The sequence below is a fragment of the Mesorhizobium sp. M0771 genome, from assembly GCF_040320155.1.
In the GTDB taxonomy this organism is placed as follows: domain Bacteria; phylum Pseudomonadota; class Alphaproteobacteria; order Rhizobiales; family Rhizobiaceae; genus Mesorhizobium.
The window spans coordinates 47,000-62,383 of the sequence record NZ_JAMYPC010000008.1; the positions used below are offsets into that span (position 1 = coordinate 47,000).

Sequence of the window (15,384 nt, forward strand, 5' to 3'; positions counted from 1 at the left end):
CTCGAAGGTCGGAAACATGGGCTTCAGAGTCCCGCCAACCCGTGCGAAGGAAAATCAAGATGAATGTAGAAAAAGTGGCAGTGGTCGTCGCCGGTGGCAGCGGCATGGGTGCGGCGGCGGCCAAGCGGCTGGCGGCGGACGGGTTCAAGGTCGCGATCCTGTCGTCCTCAGGTAAGGGCGAGGCCTTGGCGAAAGAGCTTGGTGGCCTCGGCGTCACCGGCTCCAACCAGTCGAATGACGATCTGCAGCGGCTCGCCGACCTCACGCTCGAGCGCTACGGCCGCATCGACGTGCTGGTCAACAGCGGCGGCCACGGGCCACGCGCGCCGATCCTCGAAATCACCGACGAGCAGTGGCACACCGGTCTCGACGTCTATCTGATGAACGTCATCCGGCCGGTGCGCATCGTGGCGCCGCAGATGATCAAGCAGAGGGCCGGCGCCATCATCAACATCTCGACCGCCTGGGTGGTCGAGCCGAGCCCGATGTTCCCGACATCCGCCGTGTTCCGCGCCGGTCTTGCCGCCTACACCAAGATCTTCGCCAACACCTACGCCGCCGACAATGTGCGCATGAACAATGTGCTGCCCGGCTGGATCGACAGCCTGCCGGCCACCGAGGAGCGCCGCGACAGCGTGCCGATGCAGCGCTACGGCACCTCGGAGGAAATTGCCGCGACCATCGCCTTCCTCGCTTCCGAAGGTGCGGGCTACATCACCGGCCAGAACATCCGCGTCGACGGCGGCATCATCGGCGCGATCTGACCGCGCGGTCGCCTCGCGTGAGCCGGCGCGTCACTCCTTCACCGCGCCGGTCATCGACGAGACATAGTGCTCGACGAAGAACGAATAGAGCACCACCACCGGCAGCGAGCCGATCAGCGCTCCCGCCATCAGCGCCCCCCATTCGTAGACGTCGGAGCGCACCAACTCGGTCAGCACACCCACCGGCACGGTCTTGTTTTCCGAGGACTGGATGAATGTCAGCGCGTAGATGAACTCGTTCCATGACAGGGTGAAGGCGAATATGCCGGCGGAGATCAGGCCGGGCACCGACAGCGGCAGCACGATCTTGGTGAGGATCTGCGACCGGCTCGCTCCGTCTATCAGCGCGCATTCTTCCAGTTCGAACGGGATGGAGCGGAAGTAACCCATCAACAGCCACGTGCAGAACGGCACCAGGAAGGTCGGATAGGTAAGGATGAGTGCGAAGGGCGTGTCGTAGAGCCCGAGGTTGAACACCATCACCGACAGCGGAATGAACAGGATCGAGGGCGGCACCAGATAGGCGAGGAAGATGCCGAGGCCGACCTGCCGCGCCCCGGAAAAGCGCAACCGCTCGATCGCATAGGCGGCGAACACCGACGCCAGCAGCGACAGGAACGTGGCGGCGGTCGAGATGATGATCGTGTTGAGCAGCCAGCCCGGATAGGAGGTTTCGAACAGGAGATAGCGGATATGCTCCAATGTCGGATGCACCACCCAGAACGGATTGAACTGCGCATAGTCGGTCATCTCGAGATTGGGCTTAACCGCCGTGATCGTCATCCAGTAAAATGGAAACAAAAGCACGAAGACGAACACCAGCAGCGGCAGATAGACCGTCACCACGCGGCGCGGCAGGCTCTGCAGGTAGCCCATGCCGCCTTCGTCGATATCCCCACGTTTCGCCTTCCTTGTCGCGGCCGTCTTGACCATGTCAGTCTCCGCCGCCTTGTTGCCATTTGCGGCGTTGCAGGCCGAAATAGCTGAACAGGATCGCCGCCAGCAGGAACGGGATCATGGCCACCGCGATGGCCGCGCCCTCGCCAAGCTGGCCGCCGGAAATGCCGCGCTGGAAAGACAATGTCGCCATCAGATGCGTGGCATTCACCGGTCCGCCGCGGGTCAGCACGTAGATCAGCTGGAAATCGGTGAAGGTGAAAAGCACCGAGAAGGTCATGGTGATGGCGATGATCGGCGTCAGCAGCGGCAGCGTCACATAACGAAACAACTGCCAGCGACTGGCGCCGTCGAGCGTGGCCGCCTCGTAGAGCGACTGCGGAATGGTCTGCAGGCCGGCGAGCAGCGTGATGGCGACGAAAGGAATGCCGCGCCAGACGTTGGCGGCGATAACCGAAGCGCGCGCATTCTCCGGATCGCCGAGGAAATTGATGCGGTGGTCGATCAGGCCCATTTGCTGCAGCGCCCAGGACAGGATGGAGAACTGCGAATCGTAGATCCACCAGAAGGCGATGGCTGACAGTACAGTGGGCACCACCCAGGGCAGCAGGACTATCGCGCGGAAGAACGATTTGAACGGCAGGTTTTCATTGAGGATGAGCGCCAGCCACAGGCCGAGCACGAACTTCAGGATCGAGGCGCTGACCGTGTAGAGCAGCGTGTTGAAGACGGAGAGCCAGAAGACGTTGTCATTCCAAAGGTACTGATAATTCTCGACGCCGATGAAGATGCCGGGGCGGCCGATCCGGGCATCGGTGAAACCGAGCCAGACGCCCAGCCCGAGCGGATAGGTCAGGAAGACCAGCAGCAGCGCCGCCGCCGGCAGCATGAAGCCGAAGCCCAGCGCGTTGCGGCTTTCGGAGATCCGCGAAAGCATCGACGGACGCGGCTGGGCGGCAACGGACGGCACGGCCATGGAGGGCTCCTCATCGGGGAATCAGGTCACGGCGTCAACGGCCGCCATGGGATTGTGCGACGGGCCGGGCAGCGCACTAGACGCTGCCCGGCGGTGCCGTGATCAAACGCGGTAGTAGCGGTTGGCGCGCTTCTCCGCCTCCTCCATCGCCTCCTGCGGCGTCGCCTGGCCGGTCACCGCCTTGGCAAACATGTCGACCAGGACATAGTCGGCCATGGTCGCCGCCGAGGCATAGCCGAGCGGCCCGGCATAGCCGTTGGGGCGCAGCGTCGCCGAGGCCTTGGCATAGGCGGCATTGTTCGGGTCGGCCGTCCACACTGGATTGTTGTCGAAGGCCTTCAGCGTCTGGCAGCAATAGCCCGCCGAGGAGGTGATCCAGTCGGTCATCTGCGGATCCTCGAACATGAACTGCAGATAGGCCTTGGCCGCATTGGGGTAGGGCGTGTAGTTGAAGATGACGGCGGTGGTCACCTGGAACAGTTCGACCGATTTCCCGACGGGACCGATCGGCAGGTTGGTGGTGCGGATGTCCTTGGCGATCTCAGCCAGCTTCGGATCGTTGTCCTTGTTGATCTTGGCCGTATTGTAGGCGGAAATGCCGTTGGCGATGACGCCGAGTTCGCCGGCCAGGAAGGCGCGGTTGTTATTGACGTCGAGCCAGCTTTCGGTCCCGGGAATGAAGGTCTTGTAGAGTTCCTGCGCGTATCCGATCGCCTTTAGCGTCTCGGGGCTGTTGATCGCCACCTTGCCGCTCTCGTCGACCATCTGGCCGCCATGGCTCCACAGCAGCCAGTGCGCGTAATTGTTGCCGTCGCCGACGCCGTGGCCGTGCGTGAAGCCAGCCGGATGTCCCTTCGCCTGCAACGCCTTGCAAAGCTCGAGGAAGCCTGCCGTGTCCTTCGGAAATTCGGAGAAGCCGGCCTCCTTCACCCAGCTTTCGCGATAGACGATGGCATTGCCGATCGTGGCCAGCGGCAGGCCGACGAACTTGCCGTCCCGCGTCGCATATTGCTTTGGTCCGTCGTGCCAGCCGCCATATTTCGAGCCCAGATACTCGCCGAGCTCGGTCACGTCGTGCAGCTTGTCGGGATATTGATGCGGGTCGTCGAACCAGACGAACATGAGGTCCGGGCCGGAACCGACATTGGCGGCGACCGCTGCCTTGGGGCGAATGTCCTCCCAGCTTTCCTTGTCGACACGAACCTCGACACCTGTCGCCTCGGTGAAGCGCTTGGTGTTGGCCAGCCATTGATCCTCATCGCCCTTGACGAAGGGCGACCAGCGCAGCAGCCGCAGCTTTGCGCCTTCCTCGGGCTTGTATTTCAAGCCCTCCTGGGCAAAAGCCGGCGAGCCGACGAACCGGCTTCCCAGAGCTCCCGCCGCGGCACCTGCGGTCGTGCGGATTACATCGCGTCTCGTGAATTTCATGGTCGTCTCCTCCGGTTTATCTTCCTTGCTATGCGGTCCTTACCATCCGTTACGCGTTTCAAATCGTGTTCCGGTCTTGCCGTCAAAGAGATGAATCAGGCCAGGCGCGGCAGAGAGGCGTATGGATTCGCCCGGTGTTAAGGCATGGCGTTCGCGGAAATTGGCGACGATCTCGTCGCCGCCGGCGGTGCGGCCGATGATCTGCACTTCCGACCCGGTCGGCTCGACCACCGCGACGGGGACTGGAATGCCTTGGTCTGACGATAGCCGCAAATGCTCGGGCCGTATTCCCAGCACCACCGGATGACCGTTGCCAACGGCCGGCGCGCCGGCCAGCGGCACGGAAATTCCCCCGGCGCCGCGAAAGGACGGAGACCCGTCGGTGACGATCTCGCCCTTGATCAGGTTCATGGCGGGCGAGCCGATGAAACTGGCGACGAAGAGATTGTTTGGCCTGTCGTAGAGCTCCAGCGGCGGTCCGATCTGTTCGACGATGCCGTCATGCATGACGACGATCTTGTCGGCCATGGTCATGGCCTCGATCTGGTCGTGGGTGACATAGACTGTGGTCGTCTTGAGCCGCTGGTGCAGTTCCTTGATCTCGGCGCGCATCTGCACCCTGAGCTTGGCGTCGAGATTGGAGAGCGGTTCGTCGAACAGGAAAACCTGTGGATCGCGCACGATCGCCCGGCCCATGGCGACGCGCTGGCGCTGGCCGCCGGAAAGCTGGCGCGGATATCGCGTCAGCAATGGCACCAGCCCGAGGATTTCGGCGGCGCGCTGAATGCTGGTAGCGCAATCGGCCTTCGAAACACCTTTGAGCATGAGCGAGAACGCCATGTTCTCGGCGACCGTCATGTGCGGGTAGAGCGCGTAGTTCTGGAACACCATGGCAACGTCGCGCTCTTTCGGCGCAACGTTGTTGACGACCCGATCCCCGATCGCGATCTCGCCCCGAGAAATCTTTTCCAGGCCGGCGATCATCCTGAGAAGGGTCGATTTTCCGCAACCCGACGGGCCGACCAGCGTGACGAATTCGCCGTCGTCGATATCCACACTGACGCCATGCAGGACCTCGACGGTCCCGAACGATTTGTAAACATCGCCGATCGCGACAGACGCCATCGATCTCCTCCCGAATGCTTCTTGCGACGCCCCGAAGGAAACCGCTCCTCTCCCGCCTCGCGACCGTCTCCCATTCCCCCAACAGGTCGCGTGACGATCAGACGGTAGCGCTACCAAGCCTGCCTGTAAAGCGGCCATGCGGCCGGTGCTCTTGTCATTCGGAACACCGGCGCAATGACCGGTTCGCCGGCAAACTACCCCCCATTCACAAAAGCCAGCACCAGCTTCTGCAGGTTTCCGCCGGGGCCGAATTCGACCCGGTCGAAGTCGCGGCTCGCCTGCCGCTGAGCCAGCGAGATCTGGGCGAGTTGCCTCGTCAGCTCGGTTCTGATCTTGCTGCAGGCGGGGTCATCAGTAACGGTCAGGCCGACGCTCACCGCCTCGATCTTGCGCACCATCTCGGCGATGGCTGCGCCATGCACTCTCTCGTGGGCGGCGAGCCCGGCGATGAACACCGTCCAGTTCTTCTGGACGGAAGCCGGCAACGGTTCGGCCGGCTTCGGCAAGGTGTAGGTGATGATCAGTTTCGGGCGCGCCGATTTGAGCACGCAGGCGTCGCCTTGCGGCCTGTAGTCCCTGGTCCAGGTCAGCTTGAAATTGGTGTGCGCAATGACCCGACCCTTGCCGAGCAAGGGGCCGGCTTCGCCGATCGCGGCATAGAGTTCCGGGCCGGTCCGCCCTGCGATGGCGTAGGTCTCGACCTTTTCGACCGGCTTCCAGTCGGCCCGTGCCGGCGACGCCAGCAGGGAGGCCGCGAACAGGAGAAAGAACATGGCTGGTTTCATGGAAACGTCAGAGACACTGGGCTGAGGCAAAGATCAACCCGGCGCAATGCACTCAGGTCCCACGGCAGGCCGCGTCATAGTCGGCCAGCACCTGATCGACAGCTTCGAGAAGGATAGCCTCGGGATTGCCCGCCGGCCCGAGTTCGGCCGGCAGCGCCGGCAGGAATTGCCGCATCAGCGTTTCGGGAATGGCAACGTCGTCCAGCGCCTTGCGCAGGCGCTCGACGGCCGCGACAGCGGTGGGGTTGCTCCAATAATAGCGGATGCGGTCGCTGTAGCTGTAATGCCGCTGCACATAGAGCTCTGCTTCATTGCCGTGATAGTGGCTGTGCCAATGGCCGGGGGCTGCCAGCATCGCGCTTTCCATGGTCCGGGCGAGCGACCGGTCGCCATAGTCCCTGGCCATTTCGGAGGCGATCAGGTCGAGCCCGTAAAGCGCCTCGCGCAAGACGAAGGTCAGGCCGGGGCCGACCTTGAGGATAGGAAAGCCGTTTGCGACCAGCGCGGTCAAAGCCGCACGGGTCTGGTAGTCGGTCGAATGCGCCTCGTAGACGAGCGACGGCTGCTCATCGAGCAAGCCGGTCAGGCCCTTGGATTTTTCGGGCGCGTAGGCGACGACATTTTGGCTGCCGAATTCCATGCCCGGCTGCACCACCACGGCCATGACGCGGCCGAACGCCTCGGTCAGGCCTTCGCGGGCAAAGATCTCCCGGTGAACCTCGATCGTGCGCCGCGCCGCCGCCGCCTCGGTCGGCTTCAACTCGCTGATCGCATGGTCGACGCCGCCGGGGGCGGGAACTTCGGTGCCGATGATGTAGACCGGCAAGGTGCTGCCTGCGGCGTGCGCGCCCGTTTCGGCCGCCTTTGCCAGCCGCGCCGCCCGGGTGGCGATGGTCTCGTCGTCAAGCGCCGCCGGCTCGCCGGCGCAGCCCATCGATGCGTCGAGATGGATCTTGGTGAAGCCGGCCGCGATATAGGCGCCGACCATGGCCTCGGCCTTGTCCATCGCCTGCGCCGCCGGCTCTGCGCGCCACGGGTTCGGTCCCAGATGGTCGCCGCCGAAGATGATACGCGAGGCTTCCAGCCCCTCGCGGCAGGCGATCTCCAGCACGAAGGCGACGAACAGCGCCGGGGTCATTCCGGTATAGCCGCCGAACTGGTTGACCTGATTGCAGGTTGCCTCAATCAGCAGGTTTTTCTCCCTGTCGGCAACGGCGCGCCTGATCGCCGTCTGGATCACCAGCGGATGCGCGGAGCAGATCGAGGTGATGCCGTAGGGCGAGCCGTTTTTGCGCGCGCTGGCGAGGCCTGCAAGCGGGTTGGCGCTCATGTCCGTCTCGCTGTTCCCTTGATGAATTGATCGAGTCCGTCGAAGCTGGTGACGCCCTCCATCGGGCCGCGCCGGGTGACGTTGCGGGCGCCGGCGGCATTGGCATAAAGCAGCGCCTTGCCGGGCTCCATCCCCTGGCGGCGGCAGGTCAGGTAGGTGGCGCCGAAACAATCGCCGGCGCCCGTCGGGTCGACTTCCTCGACCTGAAAACCGGCGCAGTCGATCCTGGCGCCGTCGGCGCCGAACCAGGAAGAGCCGTCAGCACCGCGCTTCAGCACGATCTCGCCGACGCCCCTGGCAAACAGCGCCGCCACCGCCCGGTGCTCGTCATCGACGCCCGCCGTAGCGAGCAATTCGTCGCCGGACGGCAGCAGCAGGTCGGCATCGTCGATGAGTGCGGAAAACAGTGCGCCGTCGGAGCCGTCGATCAGCTCCTTGCGCACATTCGGGTCGAATGAGGTCGAGCCGCCGCGGGCACGAACCGCCTTCACTGCGTAGCTGACGATCTCCTTCAGCCCTGCCACCGACAGCGTCGATCCCATGATATGCAGATGGCCGGCCCTGTCCGCCAGCAGGCGCGCAGCAGTGGTCAGGTGGATCTGCCCGGCGGCGGATTCGGCGATGTTGTAGACGAAGTCCCTGATACCATCGGGCCGGTAGCGCACGAAGGCGCATCCCGTCGGGAAGCGGTCGCTGATATCGACGGCTGAGACGTCGACGCCGTCGCGCTCCAGCCTGTCCAGGTTGAGCGTGCCGAAATCGTCGCGGCCGACGCAGCCGATAATGCCGGCGCCGCCTCCCAGCCGGGCGACCTGATCGATGAAGATCGCCGGCGCACCGCTGGGGAATGGCCCGACAAGCGATTGCGGCTCGAGGAAGCCGAAACCCCGTTCCGTCGCCATGATCTCGACCAGGATTTCGCCGGCGACAATCGTTGGCCCCACGGCCTCGGCGGCGATCTCGCTTCGGCGCGAAAGGCTCATGCTTGCGATTCCTCTCACACGCAAACTGATTGCTTGCCCGCGCAGTTATCCGACGCAAGTGTTTATCGGGTAAATCGCACATACAGCGAAGTCAATAAAACTCTACATGCGTATAGTTTATCTGTTTCCGCGCGTACACATTGCAGGATTCGGGTGGCTGGTATCGTGGCACCGTGCAAATCAGGCGTCGACCGCAGCGAAAGGACAGCCATGCTCACGCTTCATGATTATTTGCCGTCGCAAAACGGTTGGAAGGCGAGGGTCGTGCTCGGCCTGCTCAACATTCCCTATGAAAGCCGCCTGGTGTCGATTTTCGAGGGCGAGAGCCACACCGACGCCTTCCTGAAGCTCAACCCGGCCGGCGCCGTTCCTGTGCTCGAACTCGAGGATGGCCGTGCTATCGCCGAATCGAATGCGATCCTCATTTATCTCGCCGAAGGCACGCCCTTGCTGCCGGCGGATCGCTATGTCAGCGCGAAAGTTATGCAATGGCTGTTCTTCGAACAGTACCATGTCGAGCCGGTCATCGGCTCCCTGCGCTTCTGGACGCTGGCCGGAAGGCTGGAGCGCAACCAGGCGACGCTTCCGGCCAAGCGCGAAGCCGGCGCCCGCACGCTGGCAGCGCTGGAGCGCAGCCTGAACGACACGCCGTTCCTTGTCGGCGACATGCTCACCATCGCCGACATTGCTGTCTATGCCTACGGCCACCGTGCCGAAGATTGCGGCTTTGCGCTGGCGGCTTATCCGGCGGTTCGTGCCTGGACGGGCCGGGTACGCGACGCCATCGGTCCCGGCTATCCCGTGCATCTCTACAGCATCGATCGGCATTCGGCTGCTTGAAGGCAAAAGGCGCGTTCACCTTGCTTAGTCGAAAAGAAGACCCAGATTCTGCTTTGTCGGCGGCTTTCGCTCGCAATCCGTTGACTGGATGGCCGGATCCCGGCGTCAACTCGACGACCTGCCGGCACTTAGCATGGAGGTGACCATGACACGCGACGACATCATTTCGGTGTTGGGGCCGGTAGACGAGGCGGTCATAGCCGACATCGCGCTGACCGGCGCCACCCTTCAAGAACTGCGCGAGGCGTTCGCCTGGCTCGGTGCCGACGAGGCGCTGGTCAACGAGGGCCGCCCCTTGCCGGGAACGAAGGTGGCGCGGCTGATCGAAATTCTCGATATGCCGGACGACGAGGACGGCCGGCAAGCGGCGGCGCAGTAGGCTGTAGGCGTAGGGTATCGGTCTGCGCCACCTTATTCCCTATTCCCTACGGCCTATTCCCTCCCCTTACGCCCTCGACAGCAGCCGGCGCATGATCAGCGAGGCGTGGCCGCCAACGCCGTGCGCGGCCGTGCGGCGCTCGACCACTTCGAAACCGTGCTTGCGATAGAAGGCGATCGCCCGGTCGTTGCCCTCGATCACTTCCAGCGCAATGCTGGGGATGCCGGCATGCGCGACAAGCACCGCGTGCAGCAGGTCGGTGGCGAGCCCGCTGCCGAACTCTGTCTTGTCGATGTGCAGCCGGTCGAGCAGGACATCGCCACGATCGTCCATCGCCGCCATCGCGTAGCCGGCGATCGAACCGTCCGGCCGTTCGGCCACGAACGACATCTTGTTGTCGTCCGCAAGTTCCTCGGCCAGCCGCTCGGGCGCATGCTTGTCGTCCGAGAGCCGCGCAGTGGTCTCTGGCCCCATAATCGCCGAATAGGTGCGCCGCCAGGATTCCCCCAACAGCCGCGACACCGCCGCTATATTTTTCTCGGTCATCGCCCTGATCTGAACCATGGCCTAAATCCTCACCGCCTCACCCGCGACTTCAGCCAACGATCGAAGGCCACGGCGAGGATCAGGATCAGGCCGATGACGATGCTTTGTGTGTAGGACGAGACATTGTTGAACTGCAGCCCGTTCTGCAGCACGCCGATCAGTGCTGCGCCCACCACCGTGCCGCCGACTGAGCCGATGCCGCCGAATAGCGAGGTGCCGCCGATGACCACGGCCGAAATCACCGTAAGCTCGTAGCCGATGCCGGCCACGGCTTCGGAGGAGTTGAGCCGTGCTGACAAAACGAAGGCGGCCAGCCCGGCGAAGAAGCCGACGATGACATAGACCGAGATCAGAATGCGGTCGACGCGCAGGCCCGACAGGCGTGCGGCCTCGGCATTGCCGCCGACGGCATAGACGGCGCGGCCATAGCGCGTATAGCGCAGCACGATGTGGCACAGGATGGCCGCCGCCGCGAAGATGATCGCCGGCACCGGCACCGGTCCGATGAGCCCGGTGCCGAACCAGCGCATCGAGGCGTCGAAACCGGAGATCGGTCCACCATTGGAGATGGTCAGCGTCAGGCCGCGAAACACTGTGAGACCACCCAGCGTGACGACGAAGGGCGGTACTTTCAGCCGGGTGATGGCAAAGCCCTGGACGCCGCCGGCCAGCGCCCCGACGATGACGGCGGCAAGCAAGGCGGCGAACCAGCCATAGCCTTGCGTGCCCGTGGTCGACAGCGACAGCGTGTTGGCGGTGCCGCCCTTGGCCACCACCGCGGCCACCATGCCGCAGAAGGCGAGCAGTGAGCCGACCGACAGGTCGATGCCGGCAGTGAGGATGACGAAGGTCATGCCGAGCGCGATCAGCCCGGTGATCGAGATCTGCCTCAAAATGTTGAACAGGTTGATTGGATCGATGAAGCTAGGCTTCAGCACGGTGAAGATGACGATCAACACCGCCAGGAACATCAGCGGCCCAAAACTCATCAGAAGCCGCGCGATGTTGATGCCGCTGCGCTGGGTCTGTTCGGTGGTGCTGGTCATTGCGTTGCGTCCTGCTTGCGGTCGAGCGCCATCAGTTCCATCAGTTTTTCCTCGGTCGCTTCGATGCCCGGCATTTCGCCAGTGATACGGCCGCGCCGCATGGTGACGATGCGATCCGATACCGCCAGCACCTCCGGCAGCTCCGACGAGATCATCATGATGGCGATGCCGCGTGCGGCAAGCTGCACCAGGATCTGGTGCACTTCGGCCTTGGCGCCGACATCGACGCCGCGCGTCGGCTCGTCGACGATAAGTACTTTCGGGTCGCGCGCCAGCCAGCGGGCCAGGATCACCTTTTGCTGATTGCCGCCGGACAGGCCCTCGATCGCCTGCTCGGGCGAGGCCATGCGGATCGACAGTGCCTTGCGATAGCCGGCCAGCGCCTCGCGCTCGCGCCGTTCGGCCATGAAGCCGGCCCCATTGCTGTAGCGGCCGAGCGAGGCGATGGAGAAATTGTTGAGAATGCCAAGTGCTGCAAAAATCGCCTGGTGCTTGCGGTCTTCCGGCACCAGGCCGATGCCGAGTTTGATGGCGTCGGCGGGCGAAGCCAGGGCGATCGGCTTGCCGTCGAGCGCAATCGTGCCGGCCGCGATGCGGTCGGCGCCGAAAATGGCGCGGGCAAGCTCGGTGCGGCCGGAACCGACGAGACCGGCAACGCCGAGGATTTCGCCGGCCTTCAGATCGAGGTTGACACCTTCGAGCACGATGGCGTGCGGCGCCAGCGGATCGCGCACCGTCCGCAGCCCGCGCACCGAGAGCCGGACCTCGCCGGCGACGTCGCGCTGCGTCGGCCGCGCGTAGAGTTCGGAGGCGGCGCGGCCGACCATCTTCTCGATGATCTTCGGAATCTGGATCGGCCGGCCGTCGCGGTCGAGATGACCGGCCAGCCTGCCGTCCCGCAGCACGGTCATGCGGTCGCAAATGGCGGACGCTTCTTCCAGCCGGTGGGTGACGAACATGATGGCGACACCGTCCTTGCGCAGCCTGTCCATGATCGACATCAGTTTCTGCACCTCGGTCTCGGTCAGCGCCGAGGTCGGCTCGTCCATGATGATCAGGCGGCTTTCCAGCGACAGAGCGCGGGCGATTTCGACCAGCTGCTGTTCGGCTACCGACAGCGAGGACACCGGCGTCGCCGGATCGATGTCGAGACCGACGCGGGCGATGATCGCGCGCGAGGCGTCCTCCATCCTGCGCCAGCTGACCAGCCCGAGCGGCCCGAGCGGCGCGCGGCCGATGAAAATGTTTTCCGCAACCGTCAGCGTCGGGATCAGGCTCAGTTCCTGATAGATGGTGACGATGCCATGCCGCTTCGCATCCTGCGGACTGGACGGCGCGTAGTCGGCGCCGTCGAAGACGATGCGGCCGCTTGACTGCGGCATCACGCCGGACAGGATTTTCAACAGCGTCGACTTGCCGGCGCCGTTCTCGCCGAGCAGGCCAAGGATCTCACTGGGCCGCACCTCGAGCGAAACGTCGATGAGCGCGGTGACGCCGGAAAAATGCTTGGTCACGCCTTCGACGGAAAGGAGCGGGGGCGATGATGCGGTGGGTTCAACGGCGGACAAGCATTGCTCCCGGATTGCGATAGGCAGCGGGACAGCGCCCCCCTCTGTCCTGCCGGACATCTCCCCCACACGGGGGGAGATCAGCAGTTTTGCCGGCAGCACTATTTCTATAACGTTGGCGATTGGCGAAAGCAGACGTGACGGCCAATCTCCCCCCAAGTGGGGGCGATGTCCGGCAGGACAGAGGGGGGCGCGACAGAGCGCGACCTCCACCCGTCATGGGCCCTACTCTCACTTCGTCTCGTTCAACCTCTCCGCCTTGTCGAGATTGTCCTTGCCGATGACGATCGGCGTCAACAGCACCAGCTTCTCCTTCGGCTCGGTCTTGTCCCTGGCGAAGGCGACCGCGATCTGCACCGCCTTGCGCGACTGTTCGCCGGGGAACTGCTCGACCGTGCCGGCGAGCTTGCCGTCGCGCACGGCGACCAGCGCTTCCGGCAGCGCGTCGAAGCCGTAGATCTTGACGTCGGTGAAGTTGCGCGCGGCACAGGCTTCGAGCGCGCCGAGCGCCATGTCGTCATTGGCGCAGATGATGGCGTCCGGCTTGCCGTTGGCGGCAAGCCCGGCCTCGGTCACCGACAGCGCTTCGGCGCGGGCGAAATTAGCGGTCTGCTCGAAGATGATCTGGTACTTGTCCTTGAGCGGATCGAGCACATTGTGGACGCCTTTGTTGCGGTCGATCGCGGGCCCGGCACCCGGCTGGCCCTGCAAATGGAACAGCTTGGCGCCGTTGGGGAACGCCGCCACCATGGCCTGCGCCTCGGCCTCGCCGCCCTTGACATTGTCGGCGCCGACATGGGCCAGAATGCCCTCGACGCCGTCAACGCGGCGGTCGATAGTGACCACGGGAACCCCGGCCTTGACCGCTTCCTCGATCGCCGGCGCCAGCGCGTTGACGTCAAGCGGCGAAATCACGATGGCGTTGACCTTCTGCACAAGTGCGGCCTCGATGTCGGCGGTCTGCTTCGGCGCCGAGTTCTGGCCGTCGCTCTCGGTCAGATTGACGCCTTGCGCCTGCGCCTCCGCCTTGATCTCGTTCAGCATGTGCACAAAGAACGGAAAGCCGAGATTGGGCACCGAGCCCAATATGGTCAATTTGTCGGCGGCAAAGGCCATGGGCGCGGCCAGCGCCATGGCGCCGGTCGCCACGGTCGACAACAGGAATTCGCGTCTGTTCATCAGATATCCTCCACATGAACGCAGGAGCCCGAAACCGGGAGCGGCTCGGGACGGTCCTTGCGTCAATTCAAAAATGGAGTGTCCTGTGAACGCCCCGAGGGGACGCGAGGCGCTCCAGCCGGTCCGCCGCAACGTTCTCCTCCGCACGGCGCCGACCGGAGGATGCTAGCCAAGGAAAATCGATTACGCAAGGTGAGGCGAGGGGCTGAAACTGCTAATCTCCCCCCTTGTGGGGGAGATGTCCGGCAGGACAGAGGGGGGCGCTGTCCCGCCGACATTGGCCAATTTCACTTACATCTTTGAGCTAACCTCTACGCAGAATACTTGATGCGGGCGATCCTTCGCGCCCCCCTCTGCCTTGCCAGGCATCTCCCCACGAGGGGGGAGATTGGCAGCTTAGACGCCTCTACCTGTCGATGGTCGTCATCACCCGCTCATTGTAGCGCGGCCCTGAGACCTTGCCCGGCGCAAGGGCTGCGTCGAGCGCAGCAGTCTCGGCCGGGTCGAGCTGGATCGCGGCTGCAGCAACATTTTCTTCGAGATACTTGCGCCGCTTTGTCCCCGGGATCGGCACGATGTCGATGCCGAAACCGTCGCCCTTGCCGAGCACCCAGGCCAGCGCGATCTGTGCGGGCTTTGCCCCCTTGGCACTGGCCACCTCTTGCACCGCGGCGGCGGCCGCGACGTTGGCGTCGTAATTGGCGCCCTGGTAGCGCGGGTCGCCGCGGCGGAAATCGCCTTCCGGATAATCCTCGGCGCGCTTGACGTCGCCGGCGAGGAAACCGCGGCCGAGCGGCGCGAACGGCACCAGGCCGATGCCGAGCTTCTTGAGCAGCGGGATGATCTCCGGCTCCAGATTGCGCTCCCAAAGCGAATACTCGCTCTGCAGCGCCGAGACAGGGTGCACGGCATGCGCACGGCCGATATTCGCCGCGCCCGCTTCCGACAGGCCGAAGAAGCGCACTTTGCCATCGGCAACCAGCCGGCCGACCGTGCCGGCGACGTCTTCCATCGGCACCGCCGGATCGACGCGATGCTGGTAGTAAAGGTCGATATGGTCGGTGCCGAGCCGCTTCAGCGAGCCCTCCAGCGCCTCGCGGATATGGTCGGGCCGGCTGTCACGCTCCGTGCCGACCTGTCTGCCGTTTTCGATGCGGAAGCCGAATTTGGTGGCAAGGGTCACCTCATCGCGCCGGCCCTTCAGCGCCCGCCGGAGCAGTTCTTCATTGGCATAGGCGCCGTAGACTTCCGCCGTGTCGAGGAAGGTACAGCCGAGTTCGATGGCGCGGTGCAGGGTGGCGATCGATTCCGCCTCGTCGGCAGGGCCGTAGGACTGGCTCATGCCCATGCAGCCGAGGCCGATCACCGAGACCTGCAGCCCCTGGCTGCCGAGTTTGCGGGTGCTGAGGGTCATTGCCGTTCTCCTTGGGGCTGAGGAAACTATAGCGGCCGCTCCTCCAGTTTCCATAGCTGTTCGGCGGAAGAACAGCGCTTCCCTTGACAAAGCCCAGCCGCAAGCGCCCTTGCCGGCGGCCATT

General features: G+C 64.1%; 15 protein-coding genes. 3 read left to right on the plus strand and 12 right to left on the minus strand.

Going from position 1 to position 15,384, the window contains the following annotated elements:
- Positions 1-59 precede the first annotated feature (59 nt).
- Positions 60-764: an SDR family oxidoreductase gene (locus tag NKI05_RS14375; protein ID WP_352792509.1), complete on the plus strand. Its 705-nt coding sequence runs from the start codon at positions 60-62 to the stop codon at positions 762-764.
- A gap of 30 nt (positions 765-794) precedes the next feature.
- Here the strand turns inward: NKI05_RS14375 and NKI05_RS14380 are convergent, their stop codons facing one another.
- From NKI05_RS14380 to NKI05_RS14410, 7 genes are all read right to left on the minus strand, one after another.
- The gene (locus NKI05_RS14380; protein WP_352792511.1) at positions 795-1,697 is read right to left on the minus strand and encodes a carbohydrate ABC transporter permease; all 903 of its coding nucleotides are present in this window, start codon (positions 1,695-1,697) and stop codon (positions 795-797) included.
- A 1-nt stretch (position 1,698) separates the two neighbouring features.
- On the minus strand, positions 1,699-2,598 hold the full coding sequence (locus NKI05_RS14385) for a carbohydrate ABC transporter permease (protein WP_373432851.1): 900 nt from the start codon (positions 2,596-2,598) through the stop codon (positions 1,699-1,701).
- Between the two features lie 141 nt (positions 2,599-2,739).
- On the minus strand, positions 2,740-4,065 hold the full coding sequence (locus tag NKI05_RS14390; RefSeq protein ID WP_023693796.1) for an ABC transporter substrate-binding protein: 1,326 nt from the start codon (positions 4,063-4,065) through the stop codon (positions 2,740-2,742).
- Between the two features lie 39 nt (positions 4,066-4,104).
- Positions 4,105-5,190: an ABC transporter ATP-binding protein gene (locus tag NKI05_RS14395; RefSeq protein ID WP_352792514.1), complete on the minus strand. Its 1,086-nt coding sequence runs from the start codon at positions 5,188-5,190 to the stop codon at positions 4,105-4,107.
- Positions 5,191-5,384: 194 nt separating this feature from the next.
- Positions 5,385-5,975 carry a DUF922 domain-containing Zn-dependent protease gene (locus NKI05_RS14400; protein WP_023673473.1) on the minus strand — a complete coding sequence of 197 codons (591 nt, stop codon included), beginning with the start codon at positions 5,973-5,975 and terminating at the stop codon, positions 5,385-5,387.
- Between the two features lie 52 nt (positions 5,976-6,027).
- A complete protein-coding gene (locus NKI05_RS14405) occupies positions 6,028-7,305 on the minus strand; it encodes a D-tagatose-bisphosphate aldolase, class II, non-catalytic subunit (protein WP_023673474.1) in 1,278 nt (425 codons plus the stop codon).
- Entirely contained in the window at positions 7,302-8,288 is a 987-nt protein-coding gene (locus NKI05_RS14410; RefSeq protein WP_023814845.1) for a tagatose kinase, read from the minus strand. The genes NKI05_RS14405 and NKI05_RS14410 overlap by 4 nt, the downstream gene beginning before the upstream one ends.
- Before the next feature lie 210 nt (positions 8,289-8,498).
- On the opposite strand from NKI05_RS14410, the gene NKI05_RS14415 reads away from it, so the two are divergent.
- Together NKI05_RS14415 and NKI05_RS14420 are read left to right on the plus strand one after the other, a co-directional pair.
- Complete coding sequence (locus NKI05_RS14415; protein WP_023703088.1) at positions 8,499-9,128, plus strand: glutathione S-transferase family protein; 630 nt, start codon at positions 8,499-8,501, stop codon at positions 9,126-9,128.
- Between the two features lie 145 nt (positions 9,129-9,273).
- Positions 9,274-9,507, plus strand: a complete 234-nt coding sequence (locus NKI05_RS14420) for a hypothetical protein (RefSeq protein WP_031193476.1) — start codon at positions 9,274-9,276, stop codon at positions 9,505-9,507.
- A gap of 66 nt (positions 9,508-9,573) precedes the next feature.
- Here NKI05_RS14420 and NKI05_RS14425 read toward each other — a convergent pair whose 3' ends face one another.
- From NKI05_RS14425 to NKI05_RS14445, 5 genes are all read right to left on the minus strand, one after another.
- Positions 9,574-10,071: a GNAT family N-acetyltransferase gene (locus NKI05_RS14425; RefSeq protein WP_023814844.1), complete on the minus strand. Its 498-nt coding sequence runs from the start codon at positions 10,069-10,071 to the stop codon at positions 9,574-9,576.
- An 11-nt stretch (positions 10,072-10,082) separates the two neighbouring features.
- On the minus strand, positions 10,083-11,099 hold the full coding sequence (locus tag NKI05_RS14430) for an ABC transporter permease (RefSeq protein WP_023685887.1): 1,017 nt from the start codon (positions 11,097-11,099) through the stop codon (positions 10,083-10,085).
- Positions 11,096-12,727, minus strand: coding sequence for a sugar ABC transporter ATP-binding protein (locus NKI05_RS14435; RefSeq protein WP_460221801.1), 1,632 nt, complete (start codon positions 12,725-12,727; stop codon positions 11,096-11,098). Before NKI05_RS14435 ends, NKI05_RS14430 begins: the two co-directional genes overlap by 4 nt.
- Before the next feature lie 171 nt (positions 12,728-12,898).
- Positions 12,899-13,846 carry a substrate-binding domain-containing protein gene (locus tag NKI05_RS14440; protein WP_023673481.1) on the minus strand — a complete coding sequence of 316 codons (948 nt, stop codon included), beginning with the start codon at positions 13,844-13,846 and terminating at the stop codon, positions 12,899-12,901.
- Between the two features lie 406 nt (positions 13,847-14,252).
- Positions 14,253-15,260, minus strand: coding sequence for an aldo/keto reductase (locus NKI05_RS14445; protein ID WP_023814841.1), 1,008 nt, complete (start codon positions 15,258-15,260; stop codon positions 14,253-14,255).
- Positions 15,261-15,384 lie beyond the last annotated feature (124 nt).

Excerpts from the sequence above, each read along its gene's own strand:
- NKI05_RS14375 (WP_352792509.1), top strand. The coding sequence starts at position 60 with ATGAATGTAGAAAAAGTGGCAGTGGTCGTCGCCGGTGGCAGCGGCATG.
- NKI05_RS14380 (WP_352792511.1), bottom strand. The coding sequence starts at position 1,697 with ATGGTCAAGACGGCCGCGACAAGGAAGGCGAAACGTGGGGATATCGAC.
- NKI05_RS14385 (WP_373432851.1), bottom strand. The coding sequence starts at position 2,598 with ATGCTTTCGCGGATCTCCGAAAGCCGCAACGCGCTGGGCTTCGGCTTC.
- NKI05_RS14390 (WP_023693796.1), bottom strand. The coding sequence starts at position 4,065 with ATGAAATTCACGAGACGCGATGTAATCCGCACGACCGCAGGTGCCGCG.
- NKI05_RS14395 (WP_352792514.1), bottom strand. The coding sequence starts at position 5,190 with ATGGCGTCTGTCGCGATCGGCGATGTTTACAAATCGTTCGGGACCGTC.
- NKI05_RS14400 (WP_023673473.1), bottom strand. The coding sequence starts at position 5,975 with ATGAAACCAGCCATGTTCTTTCTCCTGTTCGCGGCCTCCCTGCTGGCG.
- NKI05_RS14405 (WP_023673474.1), bottom strand. The coding sequence starts at position 7,305 with ATGAGCGCCAACCCGCTTGCAGGCCTCGCCAGCGCGCGCAAAAACGGC.
- NKI05_RS14410 (WP_023814845.1), bottom strand. The coding sequence starts at position 8,288 with ATGAGCCTTTCGCGCCGAAGCGAGATCGCCGCCGAGGCCGTGGGGCCA.
- NKI05_RS14415 (WP_023703088.1), top strand. The coding sequence starts at position 8,499 with ATGCTCACGCTTCATGATTATTTGCCGTCGCAAAACGGTTGGAAGGCG.
- NKI05_RS14420 (WP_031193476.1), top strand. The coding sequence starts at position 9,274 with ATGACACGCGACGACATCATTTCGGTGTTGGGGCCGGTAGACGAGGCG.
- NKI05_RS14425 (WP_023814844.1), bottom strand. The coding sequence starts at position 10,071 with ATGGTTCAGATCAGGGCGATGACCGAGAAAAATATAGCGGCGGTGTCG.
- NKI05_RS14430 (WP_023685887.1), bottom strand. The coding sequence starts at position 11,099 with ATGACCAGCACCACCGAACAGACCCAGCGCAGCGGCATCAACATCGCG.
- NKI05_RS14435 (WP_460221801.1), bottom strand. The coding sequence starts at position 12,727 with ATGTCCGGCAGGACAGAGGGGGGCGCTGTCCCGCTGCCTATCGCAATC.
- NKI05_RS14440 (WP_023673481.1), bottom strand. The coding sequence starts at position 13,846 with ATGAACAGACGCGAATTCCTGTTGTCGACCGTGGCGACCGGCGCCATG.
- NKI05_RS14445 (WP_023814841.1), bottom strand. The coding sequence starts at position 15,260 with ATGACCCTCAGCACCCGCAAACTCGGCAGCCAGGGGCTGCAGGTCTCG.